This window comes from Ruegeria sp. N4 (assembly GCF_056531425.1).
On sequence record NZ_JBQFLT010000001.1, the window covers coordinates 562,703 to 577,001 of the forward strand.

Consider the following 14,299-nt stretch of genomic DNA (forward strand, 5'->3'; position numbering starts at 1 on the left):
CGCAAGCTAGGGCCACTGACGGGCGAGGTCCAGCCTCAGCCCTTATCTTTCCAGCGGACCATCTGCCGCATGATCCCATGCAACATCTGCACATCGGCCCGTGTCATGCGCATCCGCGACCACAGGTTGCGCAGGTTGGTCTTCATGCCGTCGGCCTTTTCGGGCGGATAGAAGAACCCGGCCTCTTCCAGCCGATCCTCATAATGCTCGACCAGTTTCTCGACCTCGATGCCGGTGGCCCAGTCGCCCTTGCCCAGATCGGTGGCTTCATGCACCACATCGCCGGTCTGGCGCATCCACTCATAAGCGGTCAGCAAGACACATTGCCCAAGGTTCAGCGAGGCATATTCCGGGTTCACTGGGACCGAGATGATGGCGTTGGCTTTGGCGATATCTTCATTCTCAAGCCCTGCCCGTTCGGGTCCGAACAAAACGGCGACCTTTTCACCGGCCGCCACCTTCTGGGCCGCGATCTGCATGGCGCGTTCCGGGCTGTAGACCGGTTTGGTCAACCCGCGCTGCCGCGCCGTGGTGGCGAATACGAATGTACTGTCGGCCAGCGCGCCTGCCAGATCATCGAACAGCTGCGCCTCGTCCAGCAGCCGCCCCGCCCCGCTGGACATCGCCACCGCCTTGGGGTTCGGCCACCCGTCCCGAGGGGCCACGATCCGCATCCGGTCCAGCCCGAAATTCCACATCGCCCGCGCGGCGGCACCGATGTTTTCACCCATCTGCGGGCGCACAAGCACAAAGGAAGGCTGGGATGTATCGCTGGGCATGGCTGTCTCCGAAAAACTCCGCCCGCTCTAATCCGCCAGCTTTGACAGAGCAACCCGATCCTCTTCTTCTGTTCCCAAATACCCGCTCGGCAGGCTTAAAAGTTTGCTTCCCCGCCGCAATCCGCTAAACCGCGCCAAAGACTGAAAGCGAAGGACGCGCCAATGGACACCCCCGAGCAGCCGCAGATTTATCTGATCACACCGCCGACCATCACGCTCAGCACCTATCCGGACCAGTTGGCGCGGGTGCTGGACGGGGCCGAGATCGCGTGCATTCGTCTGGCGCTGGCCGGCAATGACGAGGACACCATCGCCCGCGCTGCCGATGCCTGCCGCGAGGTGGCCCATGCGCGCGACGTGGCCATCGTAATCTCGAACCACGTGCTGCTGGCGCAACGGCTGGGGCTGGACGGGGTACATCTGGATGATGCCGCCCGGTCCGTGCGTGCGGCCCGCAAGGAACTGGGCGCGGACGCGATTCTCGGCAGTTTCTGCGGGGCGTCCAGCCATGACGGAATGACCGCTGGCGAGGCTGGCGTCGATTACGTCGCCTTTGGCCCGGTCGGCACGTCGTCGTTGGGCGATGGTACGCTGGCTGAAAGGGACCTGTTCCAGTGGTGGTCCGAGATGATCGAAGTTCCCGTTGTGGCCGAGGGCGGCCTGACCCCCGACCTGATCCGCGACCTGTCGCCCTGCACCGATTTCTTCGGCATCGGCGATGAAATCTGGTCAGCCGAGGATCCGTTGGCCGCGCTGAACGCGCTATTGGCCCACATGCCTAGCTAAGCATCCACGGCGTGACCATCCAATAGACCCCGACACCCGCAATCAGGATCGAGGCCAGAACCGATACCCGGCCTCGCATCCGATGCGACCCGCCAGAGATCAGGGCAGCACCGGCATAGCCTGCCGCCGCAACCGCGCTGAGTGCAGCCACCGCACCCCCGGCAAATCCCAGGATGGCGGGTGGCAGGTGATCGGGCGGCACGCCAATCGCGATCACGGAGGCGCTGAGCACGTTGCCCAGAAGCAAACCGGCAGCAAAAACCGCCAGTAATCGAAAGACGTGAAGACGCCTCAGGATCAGGTTCCAGAGCCCCAGAATGACGATGGCGGATGTGAGGGCGATAGAGGCTACAAATGGTGACAGCCCCAACGCTCCGTAAACCGAAAGCGCCAGTCCGAAGACCAATCCGATCGACAGGAACACCATCTGGGCGATTACTGCGCGCAGTGTCAGGGACAGAAAAACCAAGGCCAGAACCAGCGCGATCTCTTGCAAACCGTTGGGCACGATACGCGAAAACCCTTTGGGGAAGAACACCTGCACCGCCTGTTCAGGGCTGAGGGCCGCGCCGCCTTGCAATGGGATCGAAGGACTGGATTCTCCGGCCATGAGATAACCGGTGTAAGGGGCGGCCACCTGTTGCTGTTTCAAAACAACCGGCCCATGACCCGCAGGCCATGTCAGGCGCAAATTGGACGCCCCATTCGGCAAGGGCGCTGTCAGCAACAGCCTTGAAACCCGGGGGTTGGCGGTATCGCCGACAACGGGAATGCGCACCCCTTCATAGGCCAGAACGACCGGGCCACCGGCCTCAACCTGCAAGCGCGCCTTCCAGTCGGTGACAAACGCGCGGACCTCGGGCTCCAACTCGGACGAGACCCTTTGGCGTAGCGCCCGGTAGCCAGCATTGTCGGTCAGGTCAGGATGGGTTTCAGGATCAATCCCCGCCAGAAACATCTCGGCGTTCAGGGTGATTTCAAGAAACAGGCTGTCTGCCTTGGTCCAGAACTCGACAATCGTCGTCGGCGGGGTCTGGGCTTGGACGGGCATCGCCAACAGCATCAGACCCATCATCAGGCGGAAAAAGCCGCTCATGCGCAACGCTCTGCAATAGAAATCAAATCACAAATCATACCGGGCCGAGTTTCCCGCCGAACGCATCAGATCGCAAGCCTGAACGCACAGCACAGGCGGTTTATCTGTGTTGGCGTTAACGTTCGGACTTGCAAGGCCCCCGGTGCTGCGGCATGACAGCGGCATGACTCAGAACAGCGACATCCTGTGTATCGGTTCGGTCCTGTGGGACGTGATCGGGCGGTCGGCCAGCGCCATGCGGCAGGGATCGGACGTGCCGGGCCGGATCACCCGCCTGCCCGGTGGCGTTGCCATGAACATCGCCATGACGCTGGTGCGCTTTGGCATGACCCCGACCCTGCTGACCGCCATTGGCCGCGACCCCGAGGGGGACGAGTTGGTCAATTCCTGCGCACGGCTGGGAATGGTGACTGAACATATCTATCGCTCGCAGGACCTGCCCACCGACCGCTATATGGCCGTCGAAGGGGCCAACGGGTTGATCGCCGCCATTGCCGATGCACACTCGCTTGAGGCTGCAGGGGCCAAGATCCTGCGCCCCCTGATGCATGGTCCGCTGGGATACGAAAACACCCCCTTCGAAGGCCCGATTGCGCTGGACGGCAACCTGACGCTGAACCTGCTGGAAGAGATCGCGCAAAGCCCGGCCTTTGGCAAAGCCGACCTGAGGGTCGCCCCCGCCTCGCCCGGCAAGGCCGAGCGCCTGCTGCCCTTCCTGAAACACGCCCGCGCGACGCTGTATGTCAATCTGGAAGAGGCCGGTCTGCTCTGCCAGCGCGAGTTTGCCGATTCCGAATCCGCCGCCAAGGGCCTTCTGGACCGGGGCGCGCTGCGCGTGCTGGTGACAGACGGGGGCAACTCGGCCACCGTCGGCTCGTCGTCGGGTGTTCTGACCCAAACCCCGCCCTCGGTTCTGGTAACCCGCGTCACTGGCGCAGGTGACACCTTCATGGCCGCCCATATCGCCTCAGAAGCGGGCGGTGCCGACGAACAGACGGCCCTGACCCGCGCGCTGAACGCCGCCGCAACTTACGTTTCCGGAGAAACTCCCCTGTGATCAACATCCACTACTCAGCCGAGGTCCGCGCCGCCAAAGACGCAGGCCAGCCCATCGTGGCGCTGGAAAGCACCATCATCACCCATGGCATGCCCTATCCGCAGAATGTCGAGGTCGCAGCCCAGGTGGAAAAGGACATCCGCGACGCCGGGGCCGTTCCGGCCACCATGGCGGTGATCGAAGGCGTGCTGCATGTCGGACTGGAACCCGATCAGTTGCAATCTTTGGGTCAGGCGCAGGGCGTCGCCAAACTCTCACGCGCGGATATGGCCGCCTGTATCGCAACCGGGGGCACCGGGGCCACCACAGTCGCCGCCACCATGATCGCCGCACAATATGCGGGGATCGAGGTGTTTGCCACCGGTGGCATTGGCGGCGTGCATCAGGGTGCCGAAACCTCGTTCGACATTTCCGCCGATTTGCACGAGCTTGGCCAAACGCCGGTTACAGTGGTGGCTGCAGGGGCCAAGGCCATTCTAGATCTGGCCAAAACGCTGGAAGTTCTGGAAACTCTGGGCGTCCCGGTGATCGCCTATGGGCAGGACGAATTCCCCGCCTTCTGGTCTGCGAAATCCCCCTACGCTGCGCCCCTGCGAATGGACAGTGCCGAGGCCATCGCCAAAGCCCACGCCACCCGCCGCGCGCTGGGGCTGCCCGGTGGCCAACTGGTCGCCAACCCGATCCCCGCAGCCGACCAGATCCCGGCCGACGAGCTGGCCCCGATCATCGCCGCCGCGCAAGGCGATGCCGAAACCCACCGGATCACCGGCAAAGCCGTGACGCCGTATCTGCTGCAACGGATCTTTGAAAAGACCCAGGGCCGCTCGCTAACCGCCAATATCGCATTGGTCCGCAACAACGCCCGTTTGGCGGCGAACATCGCTAAAGCGTTGGCAAACGGTGTGTAACTCCGCCCTATTGCACGGGCGCGTTGGACTGCTTAACTAATTCCGCAAATCACCCGGACCTGTAATGAATACACCGTTTGACGAAGAACCCCACCGCCGCCCCGGCCTGTTTTCGCGCCTGCGCGCGTCGTTCCTGACAGGGATCGTCGTCATTGCTCCGGTCTGGTTGACCGTGTGGCTGATCTGGTCCGTTGTCGGCTGGATCGACAGCGCCGTTCTGCCGCTGGTGCCACAGCAATTCCGGCCCGAACAATATGTGGGCATCAACCTGCGCGGCGTCGGCGTTATCATCTTCCTGGTGTTCACCGTACTGGTCGGCTGGGTGGCCAAGGGTATTCTGGGCCGGTCCTTCATCTCGTTCACCGAAAGTCTGGTGAACCGGATGCCCATCGTGCGGTCGATCTATTCCGGCATCAAACAGATCTCGGAAACGGTCTTTGCCCAGACCGAGCGGTCCTTTGAAAAAGCCTGCCTGGTGCAATATCCGCGCCGTGGCATCTGGGCCATCGGCTTCGTATCGACGACCGCGAAGGGAGAGGTCAGCACCCGCGCGGAAACCGGCGGCGATCTGCTGAGCGTGTTTATCCCGACCACACCCAACCCGACCTCGGGCTTTTTGCTGTTCTTTCCAGCCGAAGACGTCATCCTGCTGGACATGAGCATCGAAGACGCCGCGAAACTGGTGATCTCGGCCGGTCTGGTCTATCCCAACGAAAAAGACCCGACCCAGCCGCCCGAGTGATCAGCCGAACATCGCGGGCAGATCAACCGTACTGTTCTGGCCCAAGTCCGATTTGTGGCGCTTTAAGAACCCGTCTGCGGCGTCACGACCAGCTTGTTTCAGCTTATGCAGGATCACCGGGTTGGGCACCGTCTTGGTGGCAACCGACAGGCTGTTCATCAGTTCGTTATCCGCAATCATATGCACCAGAACGCGGCTCATCTCTCCGGCCTTCAGCTTGCCCTCTTCCAGCAATCGCTGAACGAAATTGATCGCCCGCAACTCGCGGAACAGGGATGAGTTAAAGCTGATCTCATTAATCCGGTTCTGAATCTGCTGCGGCGTCACCGGCAGTTCATCGCGCTCCAGCGGGTTGATATTCACGATCACCACATCATCCGGCAAATCATCGCCAAACAACGGGTACAAGGCCGGGTTGCCGGTATAGCCCCCATCCCAATAGGCTTCGGTCCGCTCCGTCTCGGGGTCGTAAATCTCAACCGCCTTGAACAGCGTCGGCAAACAGGCCGAGGCGAGGATCGCATCGGTCGAAATCTCCTCCCCGGTGAACACCCGGATCTTGCCGCTGCGCACGCAGGTTGCGCAGACAAACAGGCGCGGCCCCTGATCGGCGCAGATTTCCTTGAAATTGAACCGGTCCACAACGGGTTCCAGCGGGTTCGTATAGAACGGCCCGTAGGCATAGGGCGACACCATCCGCGACCACGCATCGCCAATGGAATACGGCAGCGAGTACTCCATGGCCTGCGCAATGCTCGCAGGCTCTAACCCGCGAAACCAGTTGGCCAGCCGCATATCGCCCACGGCCCCCATCCGCTTCCAAAGCTCATCCAACCGCGCCCGCGCGCCGTCTCGGCCCGAATGCACCATGCCGGATTTGAACGCCGCCCCGTTCAGCGCCCCCGCCGAGGTTCCGGTGATCGCCGCAACCTCAATATCTTCCTCATCCAGAAACCGGTCGAGCACCCCCCAGGTAAACGCCCCATGCGCCCCACCGCCCTGCAATGCCAGGTTGATCTGTTTCAAGACCCCGCCCCTTCTTCTGTTCAAAAATACCTCGGGGGTATGGGGGCAGAGCCCCCATGAAAACTCACAAAGCCGTCCAGCCCCCATCGACCGAGATCGTCGTGCCGGTGATCTGCGCCGCCGCGTCCGAGCACAGGAACTGCACGGTTCCGCCCAATTGCTCAACCGTTGCGAACTCTTTCGACGGCTGCCGCTCCAGCAGAATGTTCTTCACCACATCCTCGCGGCTCATGTTGTATTCCTTCATCGTGTCGGGAATCTGCGCCTCGACCAGCGGTGTCAGCACGTAACCGGGACAGATCGCATTGCAGGTGATCGGCTCTTGCGCGGTTTCCAGCGCTACGGTTTTGGTCATCCCGACAACCCCATGCTTGGCCGCAACATAAGCCGCCTTGAAGGGCGAGGCCGTCAGCCCGTGCGCCGAGGCGATATTGACGACCCGCCCCCAGCCCACTGCGCGCATCATTGGCAAGGCCGCCGCCGTGGTGTGAAAGGCCGAGTTCATGTTGATTGCAATAATCGCGTCCCATTTCTCGACCGGAAACTGATCGATTGGCGACACATGCTGAATACCCGCGTTGTTCACGAGAATATCGCAGGTCCCGGCCTGTTCGATCAGCGCCCGGCATTCGTCACCCTTCGACATGTCCGCCTTGATGTAGCGCGCATTGGTGCCGGTCTGCTTGGCAATCTCGGCGGCCAAGGCGTGATCCTCATCCCGGTCGGTGAACGAGTTCAGAACCACATCCGCCCCGGCCTTGGCCAGTTCGCGCGCGACGCCCAGCCCGATCCCCGAGTTTGATCCTGTAATGATTGCTGTTTTGCCCGACAGGCTCATGACCGTTCTCCCTTAGCATCAGATTGGGCACAGCATGCCATGCTGCACCTGCAAAGAAAACGGGGAAAGACGCCGCTAAAATACCGCGGTAAGACCGCGCGAACCGACCAAAAAAAACGCCCGCACGAAGCGGGCGTTAAGTTATTGAGGCAGGTTTCATACAGGCAAGAAACCTATCGAGCAGTGAGACCTTTATAAGCAATTCTGTGCCTTCATCCAAGCTAAAAGTTTGAAAATAAGAAAAATCATCGGTACGGTGATCCCCAACAAAATAAGGCCAGAGCAGGATTGTTTCCAAAATGCGCCCGGATTTCCTAAGCCCTCTTCGTCCATTCGCAGCGGGAATCGCCTGCATTTTGGCGACCTCTTTCGCCCATGCAGATTCGGCCCATGGCATAGCTATGTATGGCGACCCGGCCCTACCACCGGATTTTGTGTCGCTGCCCTACGCCAATCCGGATGCGCCGAAAGGTGGCAGGGTCGTTTTTGGGAACACGGGCGGCTTTAACAGCTTGAACCCGTTTGTGCAAAAAGGCACCTCACCCTGGCAGCTTAGATTTTGGACGCATGAGAGCCTGATGGGCCGGTCCTGGGACGAACCTTTCACTCTTTACGGGCTGTTAGCCGAATCAGTTGAGACTGCACCAGACCGGTCCTGGGTCGAATTTACACTGCGGGAAGAGGCTGAATTTTCAGACGGAAGCCCGGTAACTGTCGAAGATGTGATCTGGTCCTACCAGACCCTCGGGACCGAGGGGCATCTGCGTTATCGCGGTCTGTGGGGCAAAATCGACAGCATCGAACAGACCGGCCCGCGTTCCGTCCGGATCACCTATAACGAACCGGATCGGGAATTAGCTCTGATCGCCGGTCTGCGTCCGATCCTGCAAAAGGCGCAGTGGGAAGGTCGCAGCTTTGCCGACGCCCAACTGCATGATGTGCCAATCGGCAGCGGCCCCTATGTAATCGACGACTATGAGGCAGGGCGATACGTCAACCTGAAGCGGAACCCCGATTACTGGGGCAACGACGTCCCGTTCCGCCGGGGCACGATGAACCTGGATGACATGCGGATCGAATTCTATGGCGACGCAACCGTGCTGTTCGAAGCGTTCAAAGCCGGGGAACTATCCGCCGTCCGCGAGTTCAATGCCGACAAATGGGCCACCCAGTACAACTTCCCCGCCATCCAGCGCGGCGATGTGATCAAGACCGAGATCCCGCACGGCAAGCCCTCGGGCATGACCGGGTTTGTCATGAACACCCGCAAAGCGCCCTTTGATGACTGGCGCGTGCGCGAGGCGCTGACGCTGGCATTCAACTTCGAATTCATCAACGACACAATCACCGGTGGCGCTCAGCCCCGGATCACCTCGTATTTCTCGGGCTCGGATCTGGCGATGCAGCCCGGCCCGGCAACCGGCAAGGTCAAAGAACTGCTGGAGCCTTTTGCCTCGGACCTGACCCCCGGCACCCTGGAAGGTTATGCGCTGCCCCAAGGGGATGGCTCAGCCCGCAACCGCGCGAATATCCGCAAAGCGACAAAGCTGCTGGCCGAGGCGGGATGGACCATTCAGGGCGGAGTGTTGCAAAACCAGAACGGCGAGGCATTCCGCATGACCGTTTTGCTGCAACAGGGCGACGCCGAGATGGAAACCGCCGTCGAAATCTATGCCCGCGCGTTGGAACGTTTGGGCATTCAGGTCATGACAGAACAGGTCGACAGCGCACAGTACACCGGTCGCACGTCCGAGTTGGATTTCGACGTGACCCCGTTCCGCCGCGCCTTGTCCCTGTCACCGGGGAACGAGCAGCGCCTGTATTGGGGCAGCGAAAACGCCGATACGCCGGGCACGCGCAACCTGATGGGCGTCGCCTCACCCGCCGTGGACGGGATGATCGACGCGATGCTGGCCTCGGAGTCGCGGGAGGATTTCGTCGCCGCCACCCGTGCGCTGGATCGAGTTCTGACCGCCGGTCGCTATGTGATCCCGATCTGGAGCTTTGATGTCGGCCGCATCGCGCATGTCAGTGCGCTGAAGTTCCCCGAGACGCTTCCGATCTATGGCGACGGCCCTCAGTACATGCCCGAAGTCTGGTGGTACGAAGAGTAACGGTCCGGCGTGATCCTTTTGCTGACAGCCAACTGACCCAAGGATGTCGGGTGCAGATCAATCCCCGGCTGTTCAATCCGGCGATCAATTGACCGGGTTCGGCAAAAATTGGCACATGCGGGACCAACCCCCAAATCTGGTATGTTGCGCGAAGCCCTCGGCTATATTCCGCGCAACCAACAAATCTTAGCGAAAGATCAAATTGACACCTCAAAACGCTTTACTATGCGCAATTTACCGATATACCTTGTAGTTAGACAGATCAGATCAACACTGCGATTTAATTGTTATTTTACGGACACCTATCGCGTGTCGCTCAGGTCCTGACACAGAACAAACGGACCAGCCGCCACTCACACTGAACTGCAGGTCCGATCGCCCGTTGCGGGATGTCCGCAGCGGGCATTTTTGTTCGGCACCACCCCAAATCAGGCTGCGACATTTTGTCATGTCCGAGGTCACGCCAACACATACGTACGCTGTCTGTGGGGGAGAGCAGTCCTAAGCAAACCAAGGGAAGCTCGCACATGTTGAACTGGACAGATCTGACGCAGGACCTAGGCGCGACCTATGCCCGTGCCAAACGACGATTTCCAAACCTGAGGGATCAGGACATGGATCGCGTGTGGAACAACCGTGAACAGTTCGAGGCCTACCTGGCCGAGCGTCATCATCTGACCGTGAACGAAGCCCGGGAAGAGGTCGAGGATTTTCTGTTCACGGAACGCCTGAACCACGAACTGTCCCACGCTCATCTAGTTAAGTGACGTCACCCACAGGATCGTTGCGTCCTCGTCACTGACAGACACCACGTTATGCCCCATGCTGCCATCGTAATAGGCGCTGTCCCCGCGGCGCATTTCAACGGGTTCGTAGAACTCGGTATACAGGCGAACAACGCCGGTCAGCACGTATAGAAACTCTTCCCCGTCATGGCGCACCCAGCCGTCGAACTCATCCATTGACCGCGCCCGCACGCGCGCGCGGTAGGGCAGCATCTGCTTCTTGGTCAACGTCTCGGCCAGCAATTCGTGCTCGTATGTCACCGTGGCATGCGCGGTTCCGTCGCCCATACGCGTGACGGCCATCCGCCCGATCACCTGATCTCGCTGCGGCGGGGTGAAAAGCTGCGGAACCGAAATTTCCAACCCGGTGGCCAGTTTCTTCAACGCATCATAGGTGGGCGACATCTGCCCGTTTTCAATTTTACTAAGCGTTGAGCGCGCCAGCCCCGCCTGTGTTGCCGCCTGTTCCAGCGTCCAGTTGCGCGCCTTGCGCAGCTCGCGCACCCGCGCGCCAAGATCCAGCGGCTCGAGTTCAGTCTCGACGCCAGACTCGCGGGCGATGCGGATTAGGGATTTGGGATCTTGGTCGCTCATGGCCTTTCTATAGAACCAGCCAGCCGTGCTTGCAACGCGACAAGCGCCGCGCTAGCCAGACAGCATGTTGTCGATCTTTGATCAGGGGCCGCCCGCCCCCTGCCCTGAACCGTTCAATCTGGCCGCACATGTTTTGCGTAAGGCGGATCAGTTTCCTGATAAAACCGCCCTGTCCGTCCTCGGCCAGAACGGAACGGATGACTGGAGCTACAGCCGACTGAAGCGCGCCATTCTGGGCACGGGCACCGGGTTATTGCAGGCCGGGTTGAAACCCGGTGACATTGCACTGATGCGCTTGGGAAATACGGTGGATTTCCCTATCGCCTATCTAGGGGCGATTGCCGTTGGGATCGTACCGGTCCCAACATCGTCGCAACTGACCGAACCGGAAACGGCCCGCATGATCGCCGATCTGAGCCCCGCCGCCATCCTGCGAGACCCGTCCGTGGCTTGCGCCCCGCATCCGCATCAGATCGACCTGCCTGCGCTGACCGCCATGCGCGACCTGCCCCCCGCCGCGTTCGATCTGGGCGATCCCCAGCGACTGGCCTATGTGGTCTACACCTCGGGCACCTCGGGCAAGCCGCGCGCTGTGGCCCATGCGCATCGGGCGATCTGGGCGCGGCAGATGATGGTGGACGGCTGGTACGGGCTGACGCAGGACGACCGCCTGTGCCATGCCGGGGCCTTCAACTGGACCTACACGCTGGGCACCGGCCTGATGGACCCGTGGACAATTGGCGCGACCGCCCTGATCCCCGAGCCGGGCACCGACATCTCAGCACTGCCCCAGCTTCTGCGCCACAGCCGCGCAACGATTTTTGCGGCCGCTCCGGGCGTGGTTCGCAAGATGCTGCGAGCAGCCGGCAAAATCGATCTGCCTGACCTTCGCCACGGGCTTTGCGCTGGCGAAAAGCTGTCGCGGTCATTGCACGCGCAGTGGCAAACGACCACCGGGACCGAGCTGTATGAAGCCTATGGCATGTCCGAATGCTCGACCTTCATCTCGTCCAGCCCGGCGCATCCGCCACGCGGCGAGGCGCTTGGACAACCTCAGCCGGGCCGCCGCGTGGCGATCCTTGGACCGGACGGGCCAGTCCCTCAGGGACAGGACGGCACTATTGCCATCCATCGCTCGGACCCGGGCCTGATGCTGACCTATCTGAACGCCCCGGATGAAGTCGCTGCCCGCATGCAAGGCGATTGGTTCCTGACCGGCGATCAGGGGGCGATGGCCGTGGATGGGCAGATTACCTATCTGGGCCGCGACGACGACATGATGAACGCAGGCGGCTATCGCGTCTCGCCGGTCGAGGTTGAATCGGCGCTGTCCCACTATCCCGGCATCACCCAGGTCGGCGCGGCTGCGGTTGAGGTCAAACCAGACACATTTGTGATCGCCGCCTTCTACACAGGCCCCCAAAGACTGGACGACGCGGCCCTGCGCGCCTATGTCCAAGCCAATCTGGCGCGCTACAAACAACCGCGCGCCTTTGTTCACCTTCCCGAGTTGCCGACCGGCGGCAACGGCAAACTCCTGCGCCGCGCATTGCCGGCCTATTTCAAGGCGACCTCCGAATGACCCAGACCGTCAAGCTTGATATCCTGTCCGACCCGATCTGTCCGTGGTGCTATATCGGCAAGACCCATCTGGACAAGGCGCTAGCCAAGGTCCCGGATCATCCCTTTGTCATCGAATGGCATCCGTTCCAACTGAACCCCGAGATGCCGGATGAAGGCATGGATCGGCGCGAATACCTTGAGCGTAAGTTCGGCAGCAAAGAAGGCGCGGTGCGCGCCTATGCGCCTGTGGTCGAACATGCCGAAAACGCCGGTCTGACGATTGATTTCGAAGGGATGAAGCGCACCCCCAACACGCTGGACGCCCACCGCCTGATCCACTGGGCCGGGATCGAGGGCAAACAGAACGCCGTCGTCGATGCGTTGTTCGACGCCTATTTCGTTCAGGCGCGCGACATTGGCGACCCCGAGGTTCTGTCCGACATCGCTGACAGCGCGGGTATGGACGCCGCCGTGGTCATGAAACTTCTCAAATCAGACGCCGATCGCGAGGATATTCGCAAGCGCGACACCCATTCGCGCGAAATGGGTGTGAATTCGGTGCCCACCTATATCGTTGCCAATCAACACGCCGTTCCGGGCGCGCAACCCCCTGAAATGTGGGAAAAAGTGATTGCCGAGATCATGTCTCAACTTGAGGCTTCCTCTGCAGAATAGCACATAGGTCTGTGCAAATTTCCGGTCTGGCGCAACCTGATCTGTCGTGATAGCGCGAACAGGTAAGGAGTGCCCATGGCCAATCGCATGTCCCGAGGGGAATTCATTGCGCTGATTGCAATGATGTTCTCGACCATCGCCTTTTCAATCGACTCGATGCTGCCCGCCCTGCCCGAGATCGGCGCGCAGCTCAGCCCCGATGACATCAACCGCGCGCAGCTGATCCTGACATCCTTTGTGCTGGGCATGGGGATTGGGACGTTTTTCACCGGCCCTTTGTCGGATGCCTTTGGGCGCAAGCCGGTCATCTACGGCGGCGTGGTGCTGTATATCGTGGCTTCGGTCGTGGCATGGGCCAGTTCCTCGCTGGAACTGGTTCTGGCGGCCCGTGTGGTTCAGGGCCTTGGCGCGGCGGGTCCGCGCGTTGTGGCGATGGCGATTATTCGCGACCTTTATTCCGGGCGCATCATGGCGCGGATCATCTCGATTGCGATGATGATCTTTACGCTGGTGCCCGCAGCCGCCCCGATGATGGGCGCGGGCGTGATCGCCCTGTTTGGATGGCGCGGCATCTTTGTCTCGTTCATCCTGTTTGCCCTGATTACAGTCACATGGATGGGCACCCGCCTGCCCGAGTCTCTGCCAGTGGAAAACCGCCGCCCCTTCCGGTTGCCACTGATGGTTGCCGCCACGAAAGAGATGTTTGCCCATCCCACGGTGCGCCTGTCGATCATGGTTCAGACCCTGTGCATGGGCATCCTGTTCACCATGCTGACCATGGTGCAGCCCGTCTATGACGTGGTGCATGACCGCGCGGATAGCTTTCCGTTCTGGTTTGGGTTTGTGGCCCTGATCTCGGGTTCGGCCAGTCTACTGAACGCGGCTCTCGTGGTGCGGGTTGGGATGCGCCGCATGGTGACTTGGGCGCTGGGGGGCCAGATCCTGATCACCACCGTGGTGATTACGCTGAGCGCAATGCCAATGTCGCCCAACGCCTCATTCGCGCTGTTTGTGGTGTGGCAGACCACGATTTTCTTCATGGCCGGTGTCACTTTGGGCAATCTCAACGCTATCGCGATGGAGCCGATGGGACATATTGCAGGCATGGCCGCATCAGTCATCGGATCGGTTGCCACGGTGCTGGCCGCTGGGATCGCGGCGCCGGTTGGGCTGCTGTTCGATGGCTCGATCACGCCGTTGACAACGGGCATCCTGACCATGTGCATCATCGCCTTTGGGCTGATGGTTCACATGGGCCGGATCGAAAACCGCCTGCCCGCCTGACCCTGTGCAGACGCCATAATTCGCGCTAACCTGCCCTCGACATTCCGGGGGA

The 14,299-nt window shown here is 61.0% G+C and carries 15 protein-coding genes; 9 read left to right on the forward strand and 6 right to left on the reverse strand.

Annotated features, from left to right (window positions below):
* Nucleotides 1-35: 35 nt before the first annotated feature.
* Entirely contained in the window at nucleotides 36-779 is a 744-nt protein-coding gene (locus ACR0LW_RS02765; RefSeq protein WP_480881513.1) for an RNA methyltransferase, read from the reverse strand.
* 162 nt (nucleotides 780-941) lie between these two features.
* Here ACR0LW_RS02765 and ACR0LW_RS02770 point away from each other — a divergent pair, with 162 nt between their 5' ends.
* Complete coding sequence (locus ACR0LW_RS02770) at nucleotides 942-1,565, forward strand: thiamine phosphate synthase (RefSeq protein WP_480881514.1); 624 nt, start codon at nucleotides 942-944, stop codon at nucleotides 1,563-1,565.
* Here the strand turns inward: ACR0LW_RS02770 and ACR0LW_RS02775 are convergent.
* The gene (locus ACR0LW_RS02775) at nucleotides 1,558-2,661 is read right to left on the reverse strand and encodes a HupE/UreJ family protein (protein ID WP_480881515.1); all 1,104 of its coding nucleotides are present in this window, start codon (nucleotides 2,659-2,661) and stop codon (nucleotides 1,558-1,560) included. The genes ACR0LW_RS02770 and ACR0LW_RS02775 overlap by 8 nt on opposite strands.
* A 163-nt stretch (nucleotides 2,662-2,824) precedes the next feature.
* Here ACR0LW_RS02775 and ACR0LW_RS02780 point away from each other — a divergent pair, with 163 nt between their 5' ends.
* The 3 genes from ACR0LW_RS02780 to ACR0LW_RS02790 all read left to right on the forward strand — a co-directional run bounded on the left by ACR0LW_RS02780 (nucleotide 2,825) and on the right by ACR0LW_RS02790 (nucleotide 5,368).
* A complete protein-coding gene (locus ACR0LW_RS02780; protein ID WP_170621872.1) occupies nucleotides 2,825-3,718 on the forward strand; it encodes a PfkB family carbohydrate kinase in 894 nt (297 codons plus the stop codon).
* Nucleotides 3,715-4,626: a pseudouridine-5'-phosphate glycosidase gene (locus ACR0LW_RS02785; RefSeq protein WP_480580968.1), complete on the forward strand. Its 912-nt coding sequence runs from the start codon at nucleotides 3,715-3,717 to the stop codon at nucleotides 4,624-4,626. Before ACR0LW_RS02780 ends, ACR0LW_RS02785 begins: the two co-directional genes overlap by 4 nt.
* A gap of 64 nt (nucleotides 4,627-4,690) precedes the next feature.
* Nucleotides 4,691-5,368 (forward strand): DUF502 domain-containing protein, encoded by a 678-nt coding sequence (locus ACR0LW_RS02790; RefSeq protein WP_170450295.1) that lies wholly within the window; start codon nucleotides 4,691-4,693, stop codon nucleotides 5,366-5,368.
* Here the strand turns inward: ACR0LW_RS02790 and ACR0LW_RS02795 are convergent, their stop codons facing one another.
* The 3 genes from ACR0LW_RS02795 to ACR0LW_RS02805 form a co-directional block, all read right to left on the reverse strand.
* The gene (locus tag ACR0LW_RS02795) at nucleotides 5,369-6,394 is read right to left on the reverse strand and encodes a patatin-like phospholipase family protein (protein WP_480780648.1); all 1,026 of its coding nucleotides are present in this window, start codon (nucleotides 6,392-6,394) and stop codon (nucleotides 5,369-5,371) included. It abuts the gene before it with no gap.
* A 64-nt stretch (nucleotides 6,395-6,458) separates the two neighbouring features.
* Nucleotides 6,459-7,232, reverse strand: coding sequence for a 3-hydroxybutyrate dehydrogenase (locus ACR0LW_RS02800; protein WP_170450291.1), 774 nt, complete (start codon nucleotides 7,230-7,232; stop codon nucleotides 6,459-6,461).
* A gap of 136 nt (nucleotides 7,233-7,368) precedes the next feature.
* Complete coding sequence (locus tag ACR0LW_RS02805; RefSeq protein WP_170628320.1) at nucleotides 7,369-7,587, reverse strand: hypothetical protein; 219 nt, start codon at nucleotides 7,585-7,587, stop codon at nucleotides 7,369-7,371.
* On the opposite strand from ACR0LW_RS02805, the gene ACR0LW_RS02810 reads away from it, so the two are divergent.
* Entirely contained in the window at nucleotides 7,532-9,346 is a 1,815-nt protein-coding gene (locus ACR0LW_RS02810) for an extracellular solute-binding protein (RefSeq protein ID WP_480881516.1), read from the forward strand. The two genes, ACR0LW_RS02805 and ACR0LW_RS02810, sit on opposite strands and share 56 nt — an antisense overlap.
* Nucleotides 9,347-9,873: 527 nt before the next feature.
* On the forward strand, nucleotides 9,874-10,113 hold the full coding sequence (locus ACR0LW_RS02815) for an SPASM domain-containing protein (RefSeq protein ID WP_170450287.1): 240 nt from the start codon (nucleotides 9,874-9,876) through the stop codon (nucleotides 10,111-10,113).
* Here ACR0LW_RS02815 and ACR0LW_RS02820 read toward each other — a convergent pair.
* Complete coding sequence (locus ACR0LW_RS02820) at nucleotides 10,102-10,725, reverse strand: XRE family transcriptional regulator (RefSeq protein ID WP_170450285.1); 624 nt, start codon at nucleotides 10,723-10,725, stop codon at nucleotides 10,102-10,104. The genes ACR0LW_RS02815 and ACR0LW_RS02820 overlap by 12 nt on opposite strands.
* A gap of 64 nt (nucleotides 10,726-10,789) precedes the next feature.
* On the opposite strand from ACR0LW_RS02820, the gene ACR0LW_RS02825 reads away from it, so the two are divergent.
* From ACR0LW_RS02825 to ACR0LW_RS02835, 3 genes are all read left to right on the forward strand, one after another.
* Nucleotides 10,790-12,307 carry a class I adenylate-forming enzyme family protein gene (locus tag ACR0LW_RS02825; RefSeq protein ID WP_480881517.1) on the forward strand — a complete coding sequence of 506 codons (1,518 nt, stop codon included), beginning with the start codon at nucleotides 10,790-10,792 and terminating at the stop codon, nucleotides 12,305-12,307.
* A complete protein-coding gene (locus ACR0LW_RS02830) occupies nucleotides 12,304-12,963 on the forward strand; it encodes a DsbA family oxidoreductase (protein ID WP_480881518.1) in 660 nt (219 codons plus the stop codon). The genes ACR0LW_RS02825 and ACR0LW_RS02830 overlap by 4 nt, the downstream gene beginning before the upstream one ends.
* A 75-nt stretch (nucleotides 12,964-13,038) precedes the next feature.
* The gene (locus tag ACR0LW_RS02835) at nucleotides 13,039-14,247 is read left to right on the forward strand and encodes a multidrug effflux MFS transporter (RefSeq protein WP_480881519.1); all 1,209 of its coding nucleotides are present in this window, start codon (nucleotides 13,039-13,041) and stop codon (nucleotides 14,245-14,247) included.
* Nucleotides 14,248-14,299 lie beyond the last annotated feature (52 nt).

What these genes read in the sequence shown, in the direction of transcription:
- ACR0LW_RS02820 (WP_170450285.1), bottom strand. Translation starts at nt 10,725, where the DNA reads ATGAGCGACCAAGATCCCAAATCCCTAATCCGCATCGCCCGCGAGTCT.
- ACR0LW_RS02775 (WP_480881515.1), bottom strand. Translation starts at nt 2,661, where the DNA reads ATGAGCGGCTTTTTCCGCCTGATGATGGGTCTGATGCTGTTGGCGATG.
- ACR0LW_RS02810 (WP_480881516.1), top strand. Translation starts at nt 7,532, where the DNA reads ATGCGCCCGGATTTCCTAAGCCCTCTTCGTCCATTCGCAGCGGGAATC.
- ACR0LW_RS02780 (WP_170621872.1), top strand. Translation starts at nt 2,825, where the DNA reads ATGACTCAGAACAGCGACATCCTGTGTATCGGTTCGGTCCTGTGGGAC.
- ACR0LW_RS02790 (WP_170450295.1), top strand. Translation starts at nt 4,691, where the DNA reads ATGAATACACCGTTTGACGAAGAACCCCACCGCCGCCCCGGCCTGTTT.
- ACR0LW_RS02800 (WP_170450291.1), bottom strand. Translation starts at nt 7,232, where the DNA reads ATGAGCCTGTCGGGCAAAACAGCAATCATTACAGGATCAAACTCGGGG.
- ACR0LW_RS02835 (WP_480881519.1), top strand. Translation starts at nt 13,039, where the DNA reads ATGGCCAATCGCATGTCCCGAGGGGAATTCATTGCGCTGATTGCAATG.
- ACR0LW_RS02815 (WP_170450287.1), top strand. Translation starts at nt 9,874, where the DNA reads ATGTTGAACTGGACAGATCTGACGCAGGACCTAGGCGCGACCTATGCC.
- ACR0LW_RS02805 (WP_170628320.1), bottom strand. Translation starts at nt 7,587, where the DNA reads ATGCAGGCGATTCCCGCTGCGAATGGACGAAGAGGGCTTAGGAAATCC.
- ACR0LW_RS02830 (WP_480881518.1), top strand. Translation starts at nt 12,304, where the DNA reads ATGACCCAGACCGTCAAGCTTGATATCCTGTCCGACCCGATCTGTCCG.
- ACR0LW_RS02770 (WP_480881514.1), top strand. Translation starts at nt 942, where the DNA reads ATGGACACCCCCGAGCAGCCGCAGATTTATCTGATCACACCGCCGACC.
- ACR0LW_RS02765 (WP_480881513.1), bottom strand. Translation starts at nt 779, where the DNA reads ATGCCCAGCGATACATCCCAGCCTTCCTTTGTGCTTGTGCGCCCGCAG.
- ACR0LW_RS02825 (WP_480881517.1), top strand. Translation starts at nt 10,790, where the DNA reads ATGTTGTCGATCTTTGATCAGGGGCCGCCCGCCCCCTGCCCTGAACCG.